The sequence below is a fragment of the Chelatococcus sp. KU-N122 genome (assembly GCF_055391085.1).
Window position 1 is genome coordinate 3651713 of sequence record NZ_AP043981.1, and the last position, 20127, is coordinate 3671839.

Genomic DNA, 20127 nt, shown 5'->3' on the forward strand with positions numbered 1-20127 from the left:
TGGCCACCTCTTGCATCGTGCCGAGACCGGGCCGGTGCCGCCGGGGTCGAGACGGCCATCCCTCAGGATACGAAGGGCGACGATGAAACAGGTCGAGGTTACGCGCACGCGATCGGTGGTGGTCCTGACGCTCAGCCGCCCGGACGCCCACAACCGCATCACCCAGGCCATGGCCGAACAGCTCGTGGCGGCCCTGGAGGCGGCCCGCCACGACCCCGCCGTGTCCGGCTGCGTGCTGACCGGGCACGGCGACGTGTTCTGCCTCGGCGGCGACTACCGTGGGGCGGGGCCGGCCGTCCCCGGACGCATGGAGTTCGCCCGTGGCCACATCGATGTCTTCGACGCCATGGCCAGGCTGGGCAAGCCCCTCGTGGCGGCGGTCAACGGCGACGCCCATGCCGGCGGCTTCAGCCTGGTGATCGCCTGCGACCTGGCGGTCATGGCCGACGACGCGACGCTCGGCCTGCCCGAGGCGGCCCACGGGCTGTTCCCGTTCCTGGCGCTGGCCCTGGCGCGCGAGGCGATTCCCAAGAAGCTGCTGTTCGAGATCATCTACGACGCCCGCCTCATTCCGGCTGCAGAGGCGCGCGCCTTGCACCTCGTCAACCAGGCCGTGCCGCGGCCGGATGTGCTGGAGGCGGCGGTGGCGGTGGTCGAGCGCGCGGCGCGCGCCCACCCGGACGTGCTGATGCTCGGGCGCGATCTCTACTACGGCATGCGAGGCCTGAGCCCCGAGCAGGCGCTCGACCAGGCGCGCTTCGCCCTCGGGGCGGCCCTGGCCGCGGCGGATGCGCCGAAGAGGGGATGAGGACCGACCGCCGCGACCGGCTCAGGCGCTGCCGCGGCGGATGATCTCGAAGCCCAGATCCAGCACGGCCGAGCCGCTCGACCGCTTCAGCACGCGGTTGAGCAGCATGTTGGCCGCGCTGCGGCCGATCTCGTAACGCGGAAAGCGGATGCTGGTGAGCGGCGGCAGCACGTTTTCCTGCAGCTCGTTGTCGTCCGAGCCGGCGATGGCCACGCGGCCGGGCACCGCCCAGCCGCGCCGCGCCGCCTCCAGCACGGCGCCCGTAGCCAGGACGTCGCCGGTCAGGAACACCGCCTCGACGCCGGTGCGCCCCTCGACGAGCTCGACCAGCGCGTTGCCGCCGCTGCGCAGCCCCGGCGCCGCCTCGAGCATGATCGTCTCGTCGATCGTGCGGCGGTGCTTCGCCATCGCATCCATGTAGCCGCGTCGCCGCTCCTGGGCACGGTCGTTGTCCTTGAGCGGCAGGCTGACGAAGCCGATGCGCCTGTAGCCTTCGCGGATGAGGTACTCGGTCATGGCGAAGGCGGCCTCGTGGTTGGAGAAGCCGACGCACATGTCGAGCGGCCGCCGCAGCAGGTTGCCGGTCTCCACACAGGGCACGCCCGCCTCCTGGATCAGCTGGCGGGTGCGGGCGGTATGCTTGGTGTTGTGCAGGACGATGCCGCAGACCCGCTGGCTCAGGAAGGCAGTGACCGCCGCCTCCTCGCCCTTCAGCGTGTAGCCGCTGTCGGCGATCATCAGATCGAACTCGTGCCCGAGCATGTCCGCCACGCCCTGGATGGTCTCGACGAACAGCGAATTGCGCAGGCTCGGCACGATGAGCCCCACGATGTTGGAGCGTTGCGACGACAGGTTGCCGGCCATGCGGTTCGGCAGGTAGCCGACCTCGTCGATGGCCGTGCGGATGCGCTTCAGCGTGTCCGCGCTCACCACCTTCGGGTCGCGCAGCGCCCGAGACACCGTCATCGCCGAGACGCCGGCGATCTTGGCCACGTCCGCCATCCGCACCCCGCGCCGGTCGGCCGGGCCCTTCCACGAATCGCCTGCCTCCGCGGGCGGGGCAGGGGCCGACGGGCTGTCGTCGGCCGGTGAATCCAGTGCTTTGCGGCGGCCCATCCTTTGCTCCGGGGCCCTGGAGCAGGTCCCGATCAGATGAGATCACCCGATCGGAGCCAAATGCTCCAACTTCTTGAATCTGGAGCGCTTCTTTTGCGATCGGGAGAGACGAACCAATCGAAGCGCGCCGGCGACGGACCCGGTGAAGCTTTGCCCTTTTGAGGGGACGCTTTCAACGCATTCATGAGCCGAAGCCGGAGGATGTGCCTTGCCAAGGTAAGCGGCGGTCTCTAATGTTTGCGATAACATAAGGCGGTGACGCGAGCTTCTCCCGCGACGTTCGCTGCCTCGAGCAAGGAGAGAGAGCATGGCGCGGTCCGCCCGATTCCGTGAGTTGCTGAAGAACCCGCCATTCGTCTGCCTCGGGGCGCACGACGCCGTGACCGCGAAGCTGGCGGAGCAGGCCGGCGCGCCGGCGATCTATGTCAGCGGCTACGCCGCATCGGCCATCGTCGCCGGGCAGCCCGATTTCGGTGTCCTGTCGCAGACCGAGATGTTCGATCACATCCGCCGCATCTGCCGCGTCGCCACCGTCCCCGTCTTCGCCGACGCCGATACCGGCTACGGCGGGCCGCTCGAGGCACAGCGCACCATGCGGCTGTGGGAGGAGGCCGGCGCCTCCGCGCTGCATCTGGAGGACCAGGCGCAGCCCAAGAAATGCGGCCATTTTGCCGGCAAGGAGCTGGTCTCGATCGAAGAGATGCAGCAGAAGCTGCGGGCGATGCTGGAGGCGCGCAGCGACCCTGACTTCTTCGTCGTGGCGCGTACCGACGCCATTGCCGTCAACGGCCTCGACGATGCGATCGCGCGTCTGAAGGCCTACGCGGCCGCGGGCGCCGACGGGCTCTATGCGGATGCGCCGGAAAGCGTCGAACATCTCAAGGAGATGAGCCGGCAGCTCAAGCCGCTCGGCAAGCCGCTGCTGTTCAACATGGCGCGCTCCGGCAAGAGCCCGTTCCTGTCGTTGCGGGAGGTCCACGAGCTCGGCTTCGCCTACGCGCTCTGCCCCATCGAGCCGCTCTTCGCCATGCACAAGGCGGTCAAGGAGATGATGGAGATCTTCATGCGCGAAGGCTCGACCAACGCGGTCGCCGACCGGCTGACGAGCTTCGATGATTTCAACGATTTCGTCGGCCTGCCCGAGGTGCTCGAGCGCCAACGACACTTCGGCGCCTGAGCGCTGAACCCCTTAGCGTGAAGCCCGGCCATGACGGCGTGGACAGCTGTGTCTCGGCGGCCGTCATGATGCCGGCTGGGCTGAAAAAGGACGATCGCCGATGAGCGCCGCTATCGCTTTGCCCCGGATCATGCGTGTCGGTGCCGGGGCTTCGGCCGAACTGCCCGATGTGCTGCGCGCGCTCGGCCTCGCCCGGCCGTTGATCGTGACGGATGCCTGGATGGTGCAGTCCGGGAGGGTCGAGCAGGTCGCCGATGGCCTGCATGGCGCGGGCCTCGAGGCGCGCGTCTTTGCCGGAACCGTTCCCGACCCGACGGTCGAATCCGTCGAGGCGGGTGTCGCGGCCCTGCGCGCCGGTACGCACGACTGCGTCGTCGGCTTCGGCGGCGGCAGCCCCATCGACAGCGCCAAGGCGATCGCCGTGCTCGGGGTCAAGGGGGGCCGCATGCGCGACTACAAGGCCCCGCATCAGCAGGACGAGCCGGGCCTGCCCATCATCGCCATTCCGACGACGGCGGGCACCGGTTCGGAGGCGACGCGCTTCACCGTCATCACCGACGGCGACGAGAAGATGCTGTGCATGGGCGCGGCCTACCTGCCGCTCGCCGCCCTGGTGGATTTCGAGCTCACTTTGACGAAGCCGGCGCGGCTGACGGCCGATACCGGCATCGATGCGCTGACCCATGCCATCGAGGCCTATGTCTCGCGCCGCGCCAACCCGTTCTCCGACGGCATGGCGCTGCTGGCCATGCGGGCCATCGCCCCCAACCTGCGGCGCGTCTGGGCCGATCCGGCAGACCGCGCGGCACGCGAGCGCATGATGCTGGGCGCCACCCAGGCCGGCATCGCCTTCTCCAACAGCTCGGTTGCCCTCGTGCATGGCATGAGCCGGCCTCTCGGCGCCCACTTCCACGTCGCGCACGGGCTGTCCAACGCCATGCTGCTGCCCGCCGTCACCGCCTTCTCGCTGCCTGGCACCGTCGGCCGCTACGCGGATTGCGCGCGGGCGATGGGCGTCGCCGCCGCCGACACGCCGCATGAGGCGGCCGGGCGCCGCCTGCTCGACGAGCTGCGGGCCATTAACGCCGATCTGGCCGTGCCGAGCCCGCGCGTGTATGGCATCGACCGGATGCGCTGGGAGGCAGCAGTCGATACCATGGCGACGCAGGCGCTCGCCTCCGGCTCGCCCGCCAACAACCCGCGGCAGCCCGGCCACGAGGACATCACGGCCATCTATCGCCAGGTCTGGGCGGGGTGAGCCGCCGCCCGCGCACAAGGACGCCCACCCATTGCAAGCACCCGAGCTTCCGCACCAACCGGTCCGGATCGTCGTCCTGGACCGCGACACGCTGCCACCGGACATCCCGTTCCGGCGCCCGGCCTTCCCCCATCACATCGAGGTGTTTCCCAGTAGCAGCGCGGGCCAGGTGGCCGAGCGTATCGCCGACGCCGACGTGGTCATCACCAACAAGGTGGCGCTGGGTGCGGCCGCGCTCGAGCACGCGCCCCGCCTGCGCCTCATCGCGGTGGCCGCGACGGGCTACGACGTCATCGATCTCAAGGCCTGCACGGCGCGCGGCATCCGGGTGTGCAACGCGCGCGCCTACTCCGTCCGCTCGGTCCCCGAGCATACCTTCGCGCTGATCCTCGCGCTGCGCCGGAACCTGCTCGCCTACCGCGCCTCGGTGGCCGATGGGGCGTGGCAGCGCGCCACCCAGTTCTGCTACTTCGAGGGCACGATCCAGGACCTCGCCGGCTCCACCCTGGGCATCATCGGCCACGGCGCGCTGGGGCAGGCCGTGGCCGCCATCGGCCGCGCCTTCGGCATGAACGTGCTGGTGGCTGCCCGCAAGGGCGCCGGCGGCGGCGACGGCCGCACGCCGTTCGACGAGGTCCTGCGCGCCAGCGACGTCATCTCGCTGCATTCTCCGCTGACCGCCGAGACCCGCGGCATGATCGGCCCGCGCGAGTTCGAGTTGATGGAGCGCCGGCCGCTCGTCATCAACACCGGCAGGGGCGGCCTCGTCGACGAACATGCGCTCGTCGCGGCGCTGACGAGCGGCCGGATCGCCGGCGCAGGGTTCGACGTGGCGTCCACCGAGCCGCCGCCGGCGGACCACCCGTTCATGGCGGTGGTCGGGCGCCCCGACTTCATTCTGACGCCGCACGTGGCCTGGGCGAGCGTCCAGGCCATCCGCACGCTCGCCGATCAGGTGATCGACAATATCGAGCGCTTCATCGCCGGTGAGCCCGTGGATTTCGTCGTCTGAACCGCCGCGCTGCGTCCGAGCCGCCGGTCAGAGCGCGTCGCGCAGGCACGCCTGCGAGGCCGACGGCGTCTAGATGGCGGCTCGATCCCGCGTTCTCGCCGATTGGAAGGCGCCCTAATAAGAAAATATCCGCCCGGAGATGCCACCACCTGCATGGATAGCCTCACCATTCAGCGATATTCCGGCGTCGGATGCCAAGAAGGCGACCAGTGCGGCGATGTCGTCGGCTGTATTGAGGCGGCGGTTGCTTGTCGAGCTGGCGAAAAAGGTTTGCGCGTGCTCTGGCGTCGTATTGTTGGCGGTCGCGTAGGCCTCGAAAATCGCGGGGCTGCGCTCGGTGATCGTGAAGCCGGGATGGACGACGTTGACGGTGATGCCGTGCGGGCCGAGTTCGTCCGCTAGATTTTTGGTCAAGGCCGAAACGGCAGCGTTGCGGATGGTGGCGGTGATCGACCCGGTCTGACGCACGCTCTGGCCGCCGATGTTGACGATGCGGCCCCAGCGCTGCGCGATGAGATGCGGCGCGACCGCCTTGATGGTGCGGAGGTATCCGAGCGCCTTCGTCTCGAATTCTTCGCGCAGCGTATCCTCATCGAAAGCAGTGATCGGGTGATTGGCGATCTCGTCCGCGGGCCGGGCGGCGGCATTGACGAGGATATCGACACCGCCCATCTCCGCGACCGCGCGGGCAATCGCTGCCGCAACCTCGGCGTTGCTGCGGACATCCGCCGTCGCCGTGCCTACATGCGCGCCCTCGCGCGCCAGGGATCGCGCGGCGTTCTCAAGCGTGACGGGATCGCGGGACACCAGCGTGACGGCGCTCCCCCTGTCGAGCAGGGCAGCGGCGATGCGCAGCCCGATGCCCTTGCTTCCGCCCGTTACGATCGCGCGCCTGCCCGCAAGATCGGTCCGTGCCGCCGTCATGTTTCCTCCTACGACCTGTTGCTGCCCGTCCTCCTCGGGGATCCCCCGGCGGTTTTCCAAAGGATACGCCGGGGATCTCCATAGGACGGGACTGGCGATCAGCGCGCCACCCAGGCGGCGGTATCGAAATTGTTAAGGATACGTCCCGTCCGCAGCAGAATAGCCTTGGCGGAATCCACCAGCGTGACGCCCTTGGCAAACTCCTCCGGTGTGCCTCGGGCGATCTGGTCAGCGGGGAACAGGGAGCGCGCAAGCTCGCGATCGGTGCCGGTCTGGGCCGCAAACCAGTCGTAGAAGGCGTCCTGATTGGCCAGCAGGTCCTGCACCGCGGCCGCTCGTGCGGCCGCCCAGGCCTTCGGCAGATCGGGATGCTTCGCCAGATAGCCTTCTGTTACGACGCTCAGAAGCGACCAAGCGTAGCCGTCATGGTCGGCGCTGTCGAAGATGATCTTATAGCCGTCCCGCTTGATCAGCAGCTGCAGCTGCGCCCCGTAGGGCCAGCCCGCGATCGCGTCGACCGTGCTGCTTTTCAGCAGCGAGAGGTCGTTGCCCCCGGAGACGAAAGTCGGCTTGACGCCGAGGACGCGCAGGTATTCCTCGGCCTGGCGGTGCATGGTGGAACCGATGACGGTGGCGATCTTCTTGCCGTCGAGCGATTTCAAGTCCTGCGGCCAGTCGGGGCGGGTGACGATGATGCTCTGGCGCTTGATCGAGGAAAAGTCGATCAGCCGCGTCGGCGTACCAATAGCCTTGGCCACCACGGCTGGTCCGTCGCCGTAGGTGACGAGATCAAGGCTGCCGGAGTTGAGCGCGTCATTGAGGTCCGGGCCGACCATGCCGCTCGCGACCTTGATCTCCGTGATGCCGATGTCCTTCAGCTTCGCTTGGATAATCCCACGGTGCAGCCCCCAGCCGATCTCGTCCAGCGCGTTGACGGAGCCCGAGTTGACGTGGCCGTAGCGCAGGGTGCTGCCGGCCTGCTGGGCGACGGCGAGGCCGGAGGTCATGGCCAGTGCGGCCGCAAGCGCGACGGTGCGCAGCGGCGTCCAGCGTCTCAGCCTGCGGGCTTGAGGAACAAGAGAACGAAACAACGTCATTGAATGATCCTCGCGGAAATCCCGGAAACGGTTGAGAGATGGACGGGTCACGTTGCCACCCCTCCGGCTCGGCCGGAGTGCACGACGTCGGCCCATGCTGCCGTGAGCCTGCGCTGAAGCCAGGCGACGACCACATCGGTCAGCTTGCCCGACACGGCGAACAGCAGCGCGGCAACGAAGAGCAGCGTGATGTTCTTGTGCGCGTTGCCGGCCAGCACGAGATGCCCGATGCCGATATCCGTGCCGATCAGTTCTGCGACGGCCAGCGATAGCCATGAAATCACCAGCGCATAGCGGGCGCCGTTCAGGATTTCCGGTAATGTCGCGGGGATGTAGAAGTGCAGCAGCTTCCAGACTGGCCCCGGTTCCAGGATCAGCGTGACCTCGTAGAGCCGCCGGTCGATGCCGCGGAAGGCGCTGAAGGCCGCCAGATACATCGGGAACAGCCCCATCGCGGCAATGATCGCGATCTTGCTGGCCTCGCCGAAGCCGAACCAGAGGATCAGAAGCGGCGCGGCGGCGACGACGGGCGTGAGGCGAAGCGCCTGCATGGTAGCGTCGAGCAGTCTCGTCAGCAGGCGGGAGGACGCGACGATGAAGCCCAGCGCGCCGCCGACCGTGAAGGCGATGGCGAAGCCGGCCGCGACACGGACCGCGCTCGCGAACAGATGCGCGAAGAGCTCGCCCGTCAGCGCAAGACGCCACGTCTCCGCAACCACCGCAGTCGGCGGAGGCAGGATCAGCGGGTCGGACAGGCCGAGCGAGGAAGCAAGCTGCCATGCGACGACCAGTCCGGCGGGCAGAGCCCACCGCCGCCATTCGGCGGCAGTGCCGCCATTCGCCGCCAATCCGGCGCCCGTCCTGCGGCTCATGCCCTGCGCGCCCCGCTGTCCGCATCATGGGCGGCGGGAACGAGGAAGCGCGCCGCAACGGCGACGGCTGCATCGCTGAGCACGCCGAATAGGGCGAACAGGAGCAGGCCGAGATAGACGAGCGGCGTTTGCCCGAAGGATCGCGCCTCCGCCATCATGTAGTAGATGCCCGACGAGGATGCGATCAGCAGTTCGACAGCCACCACGCCGACCCAGGCCATTTTCAGCGATTGCCGGACACCAACGATGATTTGCGGCAAGGCGTGCGGAATCAGGATTCGCGTGGCGATCTCCCGACGGCTGAAGTTCAGGATGCGTCCGACTTCGACCAGCTTGCGGTCGGTCAGGCGGATGCCGCCGAGCGTATTGACGTAGACGGGGAAGAAAACCGCAAGCCCGACCACGAGGACACGGGTGCCGAAGCCGCCGCCGAACCAGACGATAAAAAGCGGTATCAGTACGAGCGTCGGCAGCGACTGCAGGATGACGAAGGAGGTGTCGAGAATATCCTCCGCCGCTCTCAGCAGCCCGACGAGCAGACCTAGACCGACGCCGGCCACGGTGCCCGCGATCAGTCCCGCCACCTGCAGCGCAACGCTGGCGCCCAAATGCTCCCAGAGTCTGCCCGACTGGAGCAGCAGGACGGCGCTTTTCCAGATGGCCGACGGCGCGGGAAACAGGATGGGCGAGACCAGCCGGTTCTGCGCCGCAAACTCCCAGATGAGCAGCACGGCCGCGGGAAACAGGAGCGGCACGAACAGTTCTGCCGCCGTCGAGGCCGCAACGGCCAGTCTGCGGAATGGATAGGCCGTCGCGGACCGGCGACCGATCCGCTCGAGATCATAGGTCACGCGCCCGATCCCTCACGTACGTTATACGCCGACTCGAGCTCTTGCAGGACGCGGAACCGGACCTGATCGAACGCCGGGCTGACGCGCTCGCGCGGATAATCCAGATCGACCGGAATGATGGTGCGGATCGTCCCCGGCCGCGCATCCATCACCACGATGCGGTTGGCCAGCGTCACGGCCTCGTCGAGATCGTGGGTGACGAGGATGTTGGTCGTCTTTCTGCTGTGCCAGACGTCGATCAGCGCCCTTTGCAGATGCGCGCGGGTAAAGGCGTCGAGAGCGCTGAACGGCTCGTCGAGCAGTAACGTGTCGGGTTTACGGAACAGGGCGCGAGCAATCGACGTGCGCTGCGCCATGCCGCCGGACAACTGCTTGGGATACGACTTCTCGAACCCCTGCAGACGCACGAGCTCGATCAGGCGCCCGACGTTCTCGCGCACCTGCGGGTCGCGGGAGGAGAATCCGGTGCTGATGTTGCGTTCCACCGTGAGCCAGGGGAACAGGCGCGCCTCCTGGAAGATGAAGCCGCGCTCCGGGCTCGGCCCCTGAACCTGGATGCCGCCGATGCTCAGTGATCCGCTGTAGTCGAGGTCCAGACCGGCGATCAGGCGCAGAAGCGTGCTCTTGCCGCAGCCGCTCGGGCCAATGAGGACGATGAACTCGCCTTCCTCGATCTCGAGCTTGATATTGCCGAGCGCCGTCACGGCGCCGTTCGGTGTCCTAAACGCTTTTTCGCCGACGGCGATCTTGATGAATGGCACAGACATGGATTCTTGAGGACTATCGTGGAACAAACCGGAGGCTCGGCGTGCTGATGCCCTCGCACCGCACGCTTCGTGCGCCATCGACGAGCGGAAACGCCCCGCTGACGTAGGATGCGAGGTCGCTGGGCAACCGCGCCGCCGCCTCGGCTATGTCGTGAGGCTCGCTGCCTCTCACAGCTCGATCGGGCGATCGGCGTCGATTGCCCATTCGCTCCAAGAGCCGGGATAGAGCGCGCCGGCCCCGTAGCCGGCGACGTCGAGCGCAACGAGGAGGAAGGCCGCCGACACGCCGGAGCCGCAATAGGCGCCGACTTTCGTGTCCGGCTGGATCCCGAGCGCCTCGAAACGCGTCCGCAGCTCCGCGGCCGGCAGAAAGCGGCCCGTCTCATCGAGCAGGGATTCCCACGGCAGGTTGGTGGCACCGGGCACGTGCCCAGGGCGCGGATCGAGCGGATCAGGCTTGCCGGCGAAGCGCTCGGCGCTGCGAGCGTCGAGCAGCACGCCCTGTGCGGGGAACGCCGCCGTATCGTCGGCCGACAGGACCGGAAGCGTTCCCCACGAGATGCGCGCCTCGCCCGGCTGCACGGCAGGCTCGCCGCTCTCGACCTCGCCGCCCGCCGCCTGCCACGCCGCCAAGCCGCCGTTCAGGATGCTGACATCGCGGAAGCCCGCATGGCGCAACACCCACGCCGCCCGGCTGGCCGCCACATTCTTCTTGGTGTCGTAGAGGACGACGGCATCGTCGGGGGAAAGCCCGAGCGCCCGCAAACGGTCCTGCAGGACATCGGGGCGAGGTAGCGGATTGCGCCCCTCGCCGGGCTCGGGATCGCGGGCGAACGTCAAGCGGTCGGCCAGCACGGCGCCCGGAATGTGTTGCACGGCAAAGGCTGCGCGGCTGTCGGCGGGATCGGCGTCCAGATAAGCGGCTACGATCTTGCGATGACCTTCCGTGCCAGAGAGCTCCTGGGCTTCAATCAGTTTCGTCATGGGAGGTGTCTTCCGCTACGTGATGTCATACAGGCTGGGCGGCGAGCTCGCGGACGGTGTCGGCAAAGCCGAACTCCAGGCGCTCGAGCGTGTTCGGAGTGTTGCCGCCGACCCGACTGGCGCGCTCCGGCGAGTCGTAATAGGCCTTTTCGGCGGACAGGAATGCGTCCCGATCACCCTTGTGGCCTACCGCCCAAACGAAGACGCCATTCTCGCGGTCGAGATAGGCGAACTTGATGTCGAAGCCGAATGAACGTCTCAGGGCGGGGATGTGGGCTTCCCAATGGGCGAGAAACGCGTCGACCTGTCCTGGCACGATGGTGTAGCGGCGGAGCTGGACGGTTTCAGTCATTCCGCTGCCTGGCGCGGCTGTGCCGCCTTCGCGGCGTTGGGATTATCGGGAAACGGAAGCCCCAGATGGCCGCGCAGCGTCGTGGCCTCGTACTCGGTGCGGAACAGGCCCCGCTCTTGCAGAAGTGGCACGACGAGCTTCGTGAAACGCAGGAGGTTTTCCTCGCTGACCGTCACGACGAAGCCATCGAGGACGCCCGTCGTGAAAAGATGCTCGATCTTGTCGGCTATCCGCTTGGCGCTGCCTACGAAATCCTTCGACGGTCGGGAATGCCTGAGCGCGGCCTCCGCGACGCTGAGGCCGTCCCGGCGCGCATCGTGGACGAGGCTTTCCGCCAGCGATGCGAATCCTTCCTTGGCGTGATCGAGAATGTTCTCCGGGAACGGTTGGTCGACCGGAATAGAGAAGAAGTCGAAATAATTAAAGTATCTGCTGATGATTCGTAGGGAATGATCGACATCGAGAAACCGGTTGGTCTTCTCATACTGCGCTTCCGCCTCGGCGTCGGTGGGCGCCACGACGGGCTGGAAATTCGGCAGAACCAGCAGGTGATCGGGATTTCGATCGTTCTCCGCCGCGAGCCTTTTCCATTCTGCGTAGGACACGCGCGCCCGTTCCTCGTCGGTGGGAGATGGCGCGTAGATCGCATCGGCTTCGCGTGCCGCCAGGCGCTTGCCGGCCGGCGAGGCCCCGGCCTGGAAAACCACCGGGTGCCCCTGCGCCGAGCGCTCGATATTCAGCGGTCCCTCGACCTTGAAGAACTCGCCCACATGATTGAGCGTGTAGAGCTTGTCGGGGTCGAAATACTGGCCGGTGGCCTTGTTTCTGACGAAAGCATCGTCCGCCCATGAGTTCCACAGCCCCTTGACCACGCGCACGTGCTCCTCGGCGATGCGGTAGCGCTTCTCGTGGCTGTGAAGGCGGTCGTGGCCGAAGTTGCGCCCGGCCCCTTCAAGCGCCGACGTGACGACGTTCCACCCGGCTCGTCCGCCGCTGAGCCGGTCGAGCGAAGCGAACTGGCGCGCCACCTCGAACGGGTTGGAATAGGACGTCGAGACAGTCCCGGCGAGCCCCAGATGAGTCGTCGCGGTTGCAAGGGCGGAGAGCGCCGTGATCGGCTCCAGCCGGCTGAGCAGCGCCCAGGCCGATTCCTTGTTGATGTAGGCGGAATCGGCAATGAAACCGAAGTCGAATTTCGCCGCCTCCGCGATCTGCGCGAACCTGATGAACGACTGGATGTTCGATACCGCATCGGCGGGTGCGCCCGCGTCACGCCAGTGACCGGCGTGGATGCCGACGATAAACGTTCCTATGTGCAGTTTGCGAGACGCCATCGCGGCCTCAACCCTCTATAACTCTATCGAAATCGTACACGTCAGATCGGGGGCGACGCTCTCGGCTCCCACATGTCAGTTCAGATTACGCATGGAATTCGAACGGTATAGCTCCGAGAACAGCCGTGCTCTGCCCCTACGGGTGCCGAAACAGCTAAGGCAACCCTATCAATATATTTATAATTATATTTTACAAATTTTAGTAAAAATGTAGATGTTTATGCCAAGGGTCGCCGCCTCGAGAGGGCTGGTTTGTTGGGCCCCTCGTCGGCCCTACCCACCGAGCCGCCGCCTGCGGACCAGCCGCCCATGGCGGTGGTCGTGGCCTGGGCGAGCGTCCAGGCCATCCGTGAATTTCGTGATTTGAGCCCCGCCCGCGGAGCCCGTATTCCGTGAGCTGAGCGAAGGCGGTGTTGCCGGCGATGAGGCGATCAGCACGGGCCGTCTCGCCGCAGGTTACCCGATTGGCGCAGAGTTGGCCGCATTGGACGATCCCATCCAATTCTAGTGTGGCGATTCCGAAATTCGCACCACCTCGGGGCAGCGCTGAGAGCGAATTTCGGATTCTCAAGCCACACTAGCAACTCTATGATTCTAGTGTGGTTTAATGGATCTGAAGTTCCTGAACGTGGATGCCATGTGGGGAGCAGGAACTTCAGATCCACCACACTAGAGCTGTTGCGACCGTTTGAAGGCTGAGCGACCGACCTCGTCGGCCTTCTTGAGGAAATCGACGAACATGTCGCTTATCATCCGGTTGACCGGAGCAGGCGCGCGGTCCGGCGTTCCCGCATCGAAGGGCGGTTCGGGTGCATATTCGGCCATGAGCTGGACCGCCTCCGCGTAGGTCCGATCGCGAAGGCGTCCGACGAGAAAGAGACCGAAATCGATGCCTGCCGTGACGCCGCCTCCGGTGATCCGGTTGCGGTCCACGATGGTGCGGCCATGGCGCGGCTTGGCGCCGAAGATCGACAGCAAGGACAGCGTGGCCCAGTGCGACGTGGCCTCGTAGCCCTCCAGGAGACCGGCGGCGCCGAGCAACAGCGATCCCGTGCAGACGGACGTCACGTGCTTGGCCCGCGCGCCGCGCTCTTTGAGGAAGCGCAGGGTCGCGTCGTCCCGCATGGCGTCCAAGGTGCCTTCCGCCCCGCCGGGGACGCAGAGGACGTCGAGCTCCTGCGGGCAGGACTCGAATGTGGCCGACGGAACGAAGGCGAGCCCGGTATCGCTGCGGACGACGTCCGTCGACTTGGCGACAATATGAACCGTCGCCCCCATCAGGCCGGATAGCATTTGATGGGGCCCGACCATGTCGAGCGCCGTAAACTGCGGATAGATCAGAAACGCGATTTGCTCCTTGCCCATCCAGTTGGCCGGGATCTCGTCCGGGTGGGAGCCAGGTGAGGCGCCGCGCGCGCTCTCCGGTTCGGCCGACCTGGCGGGTAGGGCGCCGGCCAGGACCGTCGCGGCGGCAGCGCCAGCTAATTCGCGTCGGGAGATCGTCATCGGGCTTCTCCTACTTGAACATGTAGCTGATCTCGGCGTAGATCAGCCGAGGAGCCCCCGGTGCAACCTGGCCGCCAAGCCAGGCATAGGGCGTGTAGTACTTCTCTCCGGTCAAGTTCTTCACCGACAGAGAGGCTCGCCAATTGTCGCGCTCGTAGCCGAGCTTCGCATCAATGGTGACGTAGCCGGCGGTCTTCCATTGATTGGCCGGGTCGACGTACTGGCTCGACGCGGCATAGACGCCGGCGCCGATGCTCCAGCCCGTCAGCGTTCCTGCATCGAACTTGTAGTTCGCCCACAACCGGCCTGAATGCGCCGGCGCGAAGGGCAGCTTGTTGCCGGCCGGAATGGTCCCGCCGGAGTAATCATTGAACGGCGATGCAAAGGTCGCGTCCGTATAGCCGTAGCTGCCGAGAAAGCTCCAGTTGCGGGTCGGCTGCCAGATCACGTCGGCCTCGAAGCCTTGCGACTTCTGTTGCGAGAGGCCGGCGACGCCCAAGGCCAGGGTGACCGGCACGTTGTCGCGCCGAATGTCGAAGTAGGACAGCGTGCCGGTCAGCGTGTCACTGAAATTGAACTTCAGACCGACTTCCGATTGCCGTGACATTTCAGGCTCGGGCTTCACCACCGCGGTGGTGAAGCCCGCCCATCGCATGCCCTCGGTGTAGCTGGCGAAGGCGGAAACGCCCTGCCAAAGATCGACGACCACGCCAACTCTAGGCAGCCATTGCGTCTTCTTGGTCTGCAACAACTGGGCCGGCGTGAGCGCCTTTTCCAGATAGTCGATATCGAGATCGGCGAGCCGTACGCCGCCGAGCAGGTGAACACGCTCGAAGATCGTCGACTGAATCTGGGTGTAGGCACCCTTGGTCACGTAGTTGTTCTTGAAATCGAAGAATTTCGCGAACTCGATGCCCGCGCTGGGGCTCGGGCGGACATACGGGGTGCCAAAATAAGGGGAGCGGAGATCAACGGTTGCGGGGTTGCATAGCGATTGGTCGAATGTCGTGAGGTAACAGGCGTTGCCGAGATTGTCGCCGGTCATGAAGCCCTGGTCGGTCACCTTGCTGTAGTCGGCTCCCACAAGGAATATGTTCCTTGTCGGACCCACCTCGAACTTCGCCTGCAAGGTGGGATTGATCGTGTACGCTTGCTGGCGCTGGAACGTCTCCAGATTTTGCAGGAGCCATGTCGCCGGCGCGAATGCCGGCACGCCTCCGGTGGCGTCGCCGCCGAAGATGTTTTGCGACAACTGATCGGTTTGCGACCGGCTCCAGCGCGCTTTCACGTTCGCGGACCAGATCGCGTTGAACTGGTGGTCAAGCGTCACGGTCACGCCGGAGTTGCGGGAATAGCTGTCCGGGATGTCGCGCGGGCCGATGTAGGTCTGTCGCGGAACGCGGAAGTCGCCGAGGATGGTCCCATAGACCGGCAGGCCCTGATAGGCCTGCTGCTGCTGGCGCGACACGAAGCCCTGGATCGTGAGCGTCGTGTCGTCGTGGTTCGTCAGGGTGAGCGTCGGATTGAGGTTGTAGCGTTGCGAGTCGAGCACATCGACGAAGCTGCGGTTCCCGGTGAACTCGCCCGTGAACCGGAACAGCGCCGTCCGGTCGGCGTTCAGCGGCTGATTGATGTCGAGCCACGGGTTCCAATAGCCGTAGCTGCCGGCCCGGACGCCCGCCTGTGCGAACGCGGTATCCGTCGGCAGCTTGGAGATGACGTTGAGGACGCCGCCGAGCGGCGCGCCTGTTCCGCCGCCGTACAAGATCGCGCCCGGCCCCTTCAGGACCTCGATGCGTTCGACGTTGACGAGACCGTCGCGGTCGCCCGCATCGTAGATGCTGACGATACCGTCGCGCCACTGCTCCGCCGGGAAGCCACGGATCTTGAGAGGAGCGAGATCCGTGTTGCCGATGCCGAGCGGGTTGGGAGGTTGAACGTTGCTGACGTTCAGCGCGGCCTCGCTCACGGTCGTGGCCGCCTGCTGCTCGATCAGTTGACGCGTCACCACCTGGATCGATTGCGGGATCTGCTCGATGGGCGTGCTGGTCCGCGTGCTGGAACTGGCCGTCAGCGCGCGGATGCCTTGCACCGGCCCCGCGGTCGTGTCGGTCGTCGGGATAGCGCCGTCGTCGACTGGGCTGGTCACTTCGATGGTCGGTAATGTTTCATTAATGGTTTGCGCAAGGGCGGGCGACATCGGCGCAAGCGCCGACGCGCCGAGCAAAGCGCTCAGCAGCTTGGATTTCATGGATTAAGATCCTCAGGATCTATGGCTGATCGGAAGGCGACAGAGTCGATCAGGCCGCTTTTGGAGGACCTCGGGCAGAGTGGGCGTAGGCTGGCGGACCGGTGCGCGGCAGCTTCGCTTCGGGCTGCCGGACAACCAAGACCCGTTTCGGCCACCGGATCGGCCCCGCGGCCAGATTCGAGGGGGGCGGGGCGAGACAGCCGAAATGCAGGGCTGTGCAGCACGGGTGATCGTGCCGGACCGGCTTCTCCGCGGGGTGATGCGTGCTCCCGGCCGCGGCGCAAATCACGCCCGGCAGCGCGATCTGGCCGGTCGGCGTCGCCGCCGCCATGACGGCCTGGAGCAGAAGCGCGTAGAGAGCGACCAGCCCGACCGTGGCGTTCCAGACCGCCGACATGACTCCGCCTCTGCGCACGCTCAGCACACCTTCATCGGGGGCTCGCCTTCCGCGCGTGGCCGAGGCGCTTCGGCGAAGGGTACGGTTGCGACTGTCGCGCAAAGGTGCCGCTCGGCGTGCAACGGAGCGGGCGTCTCTACGCGAAACCGGAACATGTCCCGTTCGAAGCGGCCATCGCATTCACGGGCTTCCTGAAGGAGGGGGAGATTGCTGCTCGTGAGACGTCGAGCAAGTTCGGCGAAAGGATGGCCGATCGGGGTTATTCGTTCGGAGCTTGGGGCAACTGTAGCTCATCAAAAACCGCCCGTGCCTGTGCCTCACCAACGCCGGAGAGCCGATAGCAGCGCAGCCGCCGGTGACGGCTCGCCCGCTGGTCGGCCTCCTGCCAGCGGCTTTCGAGCCAGCCGAACGTTTCGAGGCGGGCCAGCAACGGAGACAATGTGCCTGGCCCGACCAGCGTCTCCCGGCAGATCATCGCGGCGTAGACGTATTGCTTGTCGGCGAGCAGCAGGAAGCGGAGGACCTTCAGCGCGGATCCCGATAGACGAGGCGACCTCATCGGCATGTGTCTCCGCGCGTTGAAGCCGGCCCACGAGCGGCTCGCCGCAGCTCACGGCTACGGCAGCACGTGAACGGCTCCGTCCGACCCCAGTCCTCCGATGCGATCCGGTAAGGCTGTTCTCTCCGGACCGCGCCCGCTGTGCCCGCCGCTCAGAACGCGTAGCGCAGGCCCGCGTACACCGACCGGCCGTTGCCCGGGTAGAAGATCGCCAGGCTGGAGGCCGGCAGCTTCTGGGCGTTGGTCACCGTCGAGAGGTCGCTGATGTACTTCCTGTCGGTGAGGTTGCGGGCGTCGACGAACAGCGTCAGGCCGCTCGGCATGGTCCACCCCGCCTGCACGCCGAGCAGCACGTAGCCGGGCGCCCTGAGCGTGTTGGCGTAGTCGGCATAGGCGCCGGTCGGCACCCAGTCGACGTTCGGCGCGACGTAGAGGCCGTCGGGCCGATTGTACGACACGACGGTGCGCAGCACGTTGGTCGGGATGCCGGCGAGCCGGTTGTTGCCGTAGTAGGGGTCGTTGACGAAGCGGAAGTCGTTGTAGGTCCAGATCTGCTGCACCGTCAGCTTGTCGCCGATGCCGGTGATGTCACGGAAGAGATCGTAGCCGACCGCGAGCTCGATGCCCTGGTGGCGCGTGTGCAGCGCGTTGAAGGTGGCCGCCGGCACGTTCGGGTTGGTGGTGTAGTTGAGCAGCTCGTCGTGCAGCACCGAACGGTAGGCGGTGACTTCCCAGCTCAGCCGGTCATAGCGGCCCCGCGTCCCGACCTCCGCCGTCCAGGCGCGCTGGGCCTGCAAGGGCACGAAGGTGGTGGAGTTGGTGAAGACCTGCGTCAGGTCGGTGAAGTCAGGCACATCGGTGCTGCGGGCGATGTCGGCGAACACCTGGATGTCCGGCGTCGCCTGCCACAGCACGCCGAACTTCGGGTTGACCCCGGCGTAGCGTACATCGTCCTGCTGGCGTTGGGTCGGCACTTTGGCCGACGCATTGTAGAGCTGGGTGTAGTCGCGCAGGTCGTTGAACACCTTCACGCCCGCGACCAGAGCGAGCTGCTGGAGTACCCAGAAGCGGTTTTCCGCGTAGCCTTCGAGGTTGTAGGCGTCCTGCTGGGCATTGACGGTGGGCGCGCCCTTGTTGCCGTTCACGTTGACGAACTGGCGCGCCAGGGTGTTGCCGCCCCAGGCGCGACCGCCGACGATGAGGTCGTTCTTGAAGCCGCCGATATCGAAGCTCGCCGTGTAGCGGGGCGCGATGCCGTAGGTCCAGCCGTCCTGGGCGAGCACCTGGAAGATCGGGTGGTAGAGGTTCTTGTGGATGGCCCAGGTCGAGATGTCGAGCTGGCCCACGTCGAAGCGGATGGTGGTGGTGTTGGCGATGCGCTCGGTCAGCACATCGCGGGCCTGGTTGCCGCTGATCGCCGCCGGGTTGGCCATCTTCGGGAAGTGCAGGGCGTTGAACAGCGTGAGCGAGCCCGGCAGCTTCTGGTCGGTGTCGTAGAAGCCGAAATAGAAGCGGGTCTCCACGTTTTCGTTGATGCGGTAGCCGAGATTGGCGTTGAACTGCTTGTAGTCTTGCGTCTCGTGCTGGCGGAAGCCGTTGGCATGGCTCACCGTGGCATTCACCAGCGCGTCGAACGGCCCGGAGATGCGCGACATCTGCACGTTGCCGCGCAGCGCGCCGAAGCTGCCGCCGTCGATGCGCAGCACGTTCGGCGCCTCGGCGGTGTAGGCGGTCGGCGTGGTGAAATTGATGGCGCCGCCGATGGTCGACGCGCCGTAGAAGAGGCCGTTGGCACCGCGATAGACCTCGGCCGTGCGCAGCGCCAGCGGATCGATCTGGTAGAAGTCGCCGCTGCCGTCGGCGGCATTCACCGGGATGCCGTCCTGCAGGATGTCGAGGCCGCGCAGGTGGTAGCCGCGGGTGAGGCCGGAGCCGCGGACGGAGAGCCGCAGCTCCTGGCCGTAGCGGTCCTGCACGTAGACGCCGGGCGTGTCCTTCAGGACATCGCGCAGATTGTTCGAATAGGTGTTGTCGAACTGCTTCTCGTCGACGAACGAGACCGACCCGGCGTTCTGATAGAGCTGTCGCCGTTGCTCGGCGACGCTCGGCACGGTGAGCGAGCCGCCGGGCGCCGGCGGGGCGGTGGCACCGGCCGCCTGGTCGGCCGCGGTGCCCGGCGCAGCGCTGCCGCCGCTGATGTCGATGGTCGGGAGGGTGACGTTTTGGGCAAGCGCGCCCGTGCCGGTGAGGCCGGCCAGCACCACGGCGGCGGCGCTCGCGCGCAGGTGGATGGGAAGCATGGATAACTCCGTGCGCGCTCGACCGGCCGGAGCTTGGCCAGGTCGAGACGTCGCGGATTGGTCAAAGGACAGCGAAACGCGGGAGGGAAACGCCGGCGCGCGCGGCGCGGCGGGCGGCTCAGACGACGAAGCTCAGGGCTTCCGCGTGCTTCAGGCCGGTGGACCGCGCGCGGAGAAGGGGCTCTGGTCGCGCCCGCTCCGGTCGGGGGCCGAGAGGCGCTGCCATTCGACCGCGGCGGAGGATCGGCGCGCATGGGCGACGGTCGCGGCGGTCGGTTCCGGTGGCAGGAGTGCGCCGGAGAACGGGCAGGCCGCCGTGCAGCACGACGCGTGGAGCCCGTGGCCGGAGTGGTCGGCCGGCGCCGCGTCGGCAGCCTGCGACGGGTCGTGGGCGCAGAGCACCGCGTCCGGCAGGCCCGGCGCCGCCGGCGTCGCATAGGCCGGGATCGCTGCGGCCAGCAGGGTCTGTGCGACCAAAGCGTAGAGCACGACGAGAGCAAGAATGCTCCGTGCGATGCTTCGCTGCTGTCCGGTACGCCGCCCCATGCGCTAGTCTTGGGGC

Annotated in this window: 19 protein-coding genes; 4 read left to right on the forward strand and 15 right to left on the reverse strand. The window is 66.6% G+C overall.

What is annotated here, in order from left to right; genetic code table 11:
- Nucleotides 1-82 precede the first annotated feature (82 nt).
- Nucleotides 83-808 carry an enoyl-CoA hydratase/isomerase family protein gene (locus tag ACZ5PO_RS16325; RefSeq protein ID WP_464195277.1) on the forward strand — a complete coding sequence of 242 codons (726 nt, stop codon included), beginning with the start codon at nt 83-85 and terminating at the stop codon, nt 806-808.
- A 21-nt stretch (nt 809-829) separates the two neighbouring features.
- Here the strand turns inward: ACZ5PO_RS16325 and ACZ5PO_RS16330 are convergent, their stop codons facing one another.
- Complete coding sequence (locus tag ACZ5PO_RS16330; protein ID WP_464195279.1) at nt 830-1924, reverse strand: LacI family DNA-binding transcriptional regulator; 1095 nt, start codon at nt 1922-1924, stop codon at nt 830-832.
- A 307-nt stretch (nt 1925-2231) separates the two neighbouring features.
- Between ACZ5PO_RS16330 and ACZ5PO_RS16335 the strand changes: the two genes are divergently transcribed.
- The 3 genes from ACZ5PO_RS16335 (at nt 2232) to ACZ5PO_RS16345 (ending at nt 5371) form a co-directional block, all read left to right on the forward strand.
- Nucleotides 2232-3101 carry an isocitrate lyase/PEP mutase family protein gene (locus tag ACZ5PO_RS16335; RefSeq protein WP_464195281.1) on the forward strand — a complete coding sequence of 290 codons (870 nt, stop codon included), beginning with the start codon at nt 2232-2234 and terminating at the stop codon, nt 3099-3101.
- 100 nt (nt 3102-3201) lie between these two features.
- Nucleotides 3202-4359 carry an iron-containing alcohol dehydrogenase gene (locus ACZ5PO_RS16340; RefSeq protein ID WP_464195283.1) on the forward strand — a complete coding sequence of 386 codons (1158 nt, stop codon included), beginning with the start codon at nt 3202-3204 and terminating at the stop codon, nt 4357-4359.
- A 31-nt stretch (nt 4360-4390) separates the two neighbouring features.
- Nucleotides 4391-5371, forward strand: a complete 981-nt coding sequence (locus ACZ5PO_RS16345; protein WP_464195285.1) for a D-2-hydroxyacid dehydrogenase — start codon at nt 4391-4393, stop codon at nt 5369-5371.
- Nucleotides 5372-5485: 114 nt separating this feature from the next.
- On the opposite strand, the gene ACZ5PO_RS16350 is transcribed toward ACZ5PO_RS16345, so the two are convergent.
- The 14 genes from ACZ5PO_RS16350 to ACZ5PO_RS16415 all read right to left on the reverse strand — a co-directional run bounded on the left by ACZ5PO_RS16350 (nt 5486) and on the right by ACZ5PO_RS16415 (nt 20111).
- Nucleotides 5486-6295, reverse strand: a complete 810-nt coding sequence (locus ACZ5PO_RS16350) for an SDR family NAD(P)-dependent oxidoreductase (RefSeq protein ID WP_464195287.1) — start codon at nt 6293-6295, stop codon at nt 5486-5488.
- A 98-nt stretch (nt 6296-6393) separates the two neighbouring features.
- A complete protein-coding gene (locus ACZ5PO_RS16355) occupies nt 6394-7392 on the reverse strand; it encodes an ABC transporter substrate-binding protein (protein WP_464195289.1) in 999 nt (332 codons plus the stop codon).
- A 47-nt stretch (nt 7393-7439) separates the two neighbouring features.
- Nucleotides 7440-8240, reverse strand: a complete 801-nt coding sequence (locus ACZ5PO_RS16360) for an ABC transporter permease (protein WP_464195291.1) — start codon at nt 8238-8240, stop codon at nt 7440-7442.
- Between the two features lie 20 nt (nt 8241-8260).
- Entirely contained in the window at nt 8261-8995 is a 735-nt protein-coding gene (locus tag ACZ5PO_RS16365; protein ID WP_464195293.1) for an ABC transporter permease, read from the reverse strand.
- 116 nt (nt 8996-9111) lie between these two features.
- Nucleotides 9112-9876: an ABC transporter ATP-binding protein gene (locus ACZ5PO_RS16370; protein ID WP_464195295.1), complete on the reverse strand. Its 765-nt coding sequence runs from the start codon at nt 9874-9876 to the stop codon at nt 9112-9114.
- Nucleotides 9877-10050: 174 nt separating this feature from the next.
- On the reverse strand, nt 10051-10866 hold the full coding sequence (locus ACZ5PO_RS16375) for a sulfurtransferase (protein ID WP_464195297.1): 816 nt from the start codon (nt 10864-10866) through the stop codon (nt 10051-10053).
- 25 nt (nt 10867-10891) lie between these two features.
- Complete coding sequence (locus ACZ5PO_RS16380) at nt 10892-11218, reverse strand: hypothetical protein (RefSeq protein WP_464195299.1); 327 nt, start codon at nt 11216-11218, stop codon at nt 10892-10894.
- Nucleotides 11215-12552, reverse strand: a complete 1338-nt coding sequence (locus ACZ5PO_RS16385) for an NtaA/DmoA family FMN-dependent monooxygenase (RefSeq protein ID WP_464195301.1) — start codon at nt 12550-12552, stop codon at nt 11215-11217. Before ACZ5PO_RS16385 ends, ACZ5PO_RS16380 begins: the two co-directional genes overlap by 4 nt.
- Nucleotides 12553-13221: 669 nt before the next feature.
- Entirely contained in the window at nt 13222-14058 is an 837-nt protein-coding gene (locus ACZ5PO_RS16390) for a DJ-1/PfpI family protein (RefSeq protein ID WP_464195303.1), read from the reverse strand.
- Nucleotides 14059-14068: 10 nt separating this feature from the next.
- A complete protein-coding gene (locus ACZ5PO_RS16395; protein ID WP_464195305.1) occupies nt 14069-16309 on the reverse strand; it encodes a TonB-dependent siderophore receptor in 2241 nt (746 codons plus the stop codon).
- 49 nt (nt 16310-16358) lie between these two features.
- Complete coding sequence (locus ACZ5PO_RS16400) at nt 16359-16706, reverse strand: hypothetical protein (protein ID WP_464195307.1); 348 nt, start codon at nt 16704-16706, stop codon at nt 16359-16361.
- 259 nt (nt 16707-16965) lie between these two features.
- Nucleotides 16966-17265 carry a hypothetical protein gene (locus ACZ5PO_RS16405; RefSeq protein ID WP_464195310.1) on the reverse strand — a complete coding sequence of 100 codons (300 nt, stop codon included), beginning with the start codon at nt 17263-17265 and terminating at the stop codon, nt 16966-16968.
- Between the two features lie 152 nt (nt 17266-17417).
- Nucleotides 17418-19565 (reverse strand): TonB-dependent receptor family protein, encoded by a 2148-nt coding sequence (locus ACZ5PO_RS16410; RefSeq protein ID WP_464195312.1) that lies wholly within the window; start codon nt 19563-19565, stop codon nt 17418-17420.
- A gap of 150 nt (nt 19566-19715) precedes the next feature.
- Complete coding sequence (locus ACZ5PO_RS16415) at nt 19716-20111, reverse strand: hypothetical protein (protein WP_464195314.1); 396 nt, start codon at nt 20109-20111, stop codon at nt 19716-19718.
- Nucleotides 20112-20127: the final 16 nt, after the last annotated feature.

Coding starts and splice junctions, on each gene's coding strand:
- ACZ5PO_RS16330 (WP_464195279.1), bottom strand. CDS start 1,924: ATGGGCCGCCGCAAAGCACTGGATTCACCGGCCGACGACAGCCCGTCG.
- ACZ5PO_RS16380 (WP_464195299.1), bottom strand. CDS start 11,218: ATGACTGAAACCGTCCAGCTCCGCCGCTACACCATCGTGCCAGGACAG.
- ACZ5PO_RS16340 (WP_464195283.1), top strand. CDS start 3,202: ATGAGCGCCGCTATCGCTTTGCCCCGGATCATGCGTGTCGGTGCCGGG.
- ACZ5PO_RS16415 (WP_464195314.1), bottom strand. CDS start 20,111: ATGGGGCGGCGTACCGGACAGCAGCGAAGCATCGCACGGAGCATTCTT.
- ACZ5PO_RS16375 (WP_464195297.1), bottom strand. CDS start 10,866: ATGACGAAACTGATTGAAGCCCAGGAGCTCTCTGGCACGGAAGGTCAT.
- ACZ5PO_RS16390 (WP_464195303.1), bottom strand. CDS start 14,058: ATGACGATCTCCCGACGCGAATTAGCTGGCGCTGCCGCCGCGACGGTC.
- ACZ5PO_RS16385 (WP_464195301.1), bottom strand. CDS start 12,552: ATGGCGTCTCGCAAACTGCACATAGGAACGTTTATCGTCGGCATCCAC.
- ACZ5PO_RS16400 (WP_464195307.1), bottom strand. CDS start 16,706: ATGTCGGCGGTCTGGAACGCCACGGTCGGGCTGGTCGCTCTCTACGCG.
- ACZ5PO_RS16395 (WP_464195305.1), bottom strand. CDS start 16,309: ATGAAATCCAAGCTGCTGAGCGCTTTGCTCGGCGCGTCGGCGCTTGCG.
- ACZ5PO_RS16335 (WP_464195281.1), top strand. CDS start 2,232: ATGGCGCGGTCCGCCCGATTCCGTGAGTTGCTGAAGAACCCGCCATTC.
- ACZ5PO_RS16410 (WP_464195312.1), bottom strand. CDS start 19,565: ATGCTTCCCATCCACCTGCGCGCGAGCGCCGCCGCCGTGGTGCTGGCC.
- ACZ5PO_RS16325 (WP_464195277.1), top strand. CDS start 83: ATGAAACAGGTCGAGGTTACGCGCACGCGATCGGTGGTGGTCCTGACG.
- ACZ5PO_RS16350 (WP_464195287.1), bottom strand. CDS start 6,295: ATGACGGCGGCACGGACCGATCTTGCGGGCAGGCGCGCGATCGTAACG.
- ACZ5PO_RS16355 (WP_464195289.1), bottom strand. CDS start 7,392: ATGACGTTGTTTCGTTCTCTTGTTCCTCAAGCCCGCAGGCTGAGACGC.
- ACZ5PO_RS16405 (WP_464195310.1), bottom strand. CDS start 17,265: ATGAGGTCGCCTCGTCTATCGGGATCCGCGCTGAAGGTCCTCCGCTTC.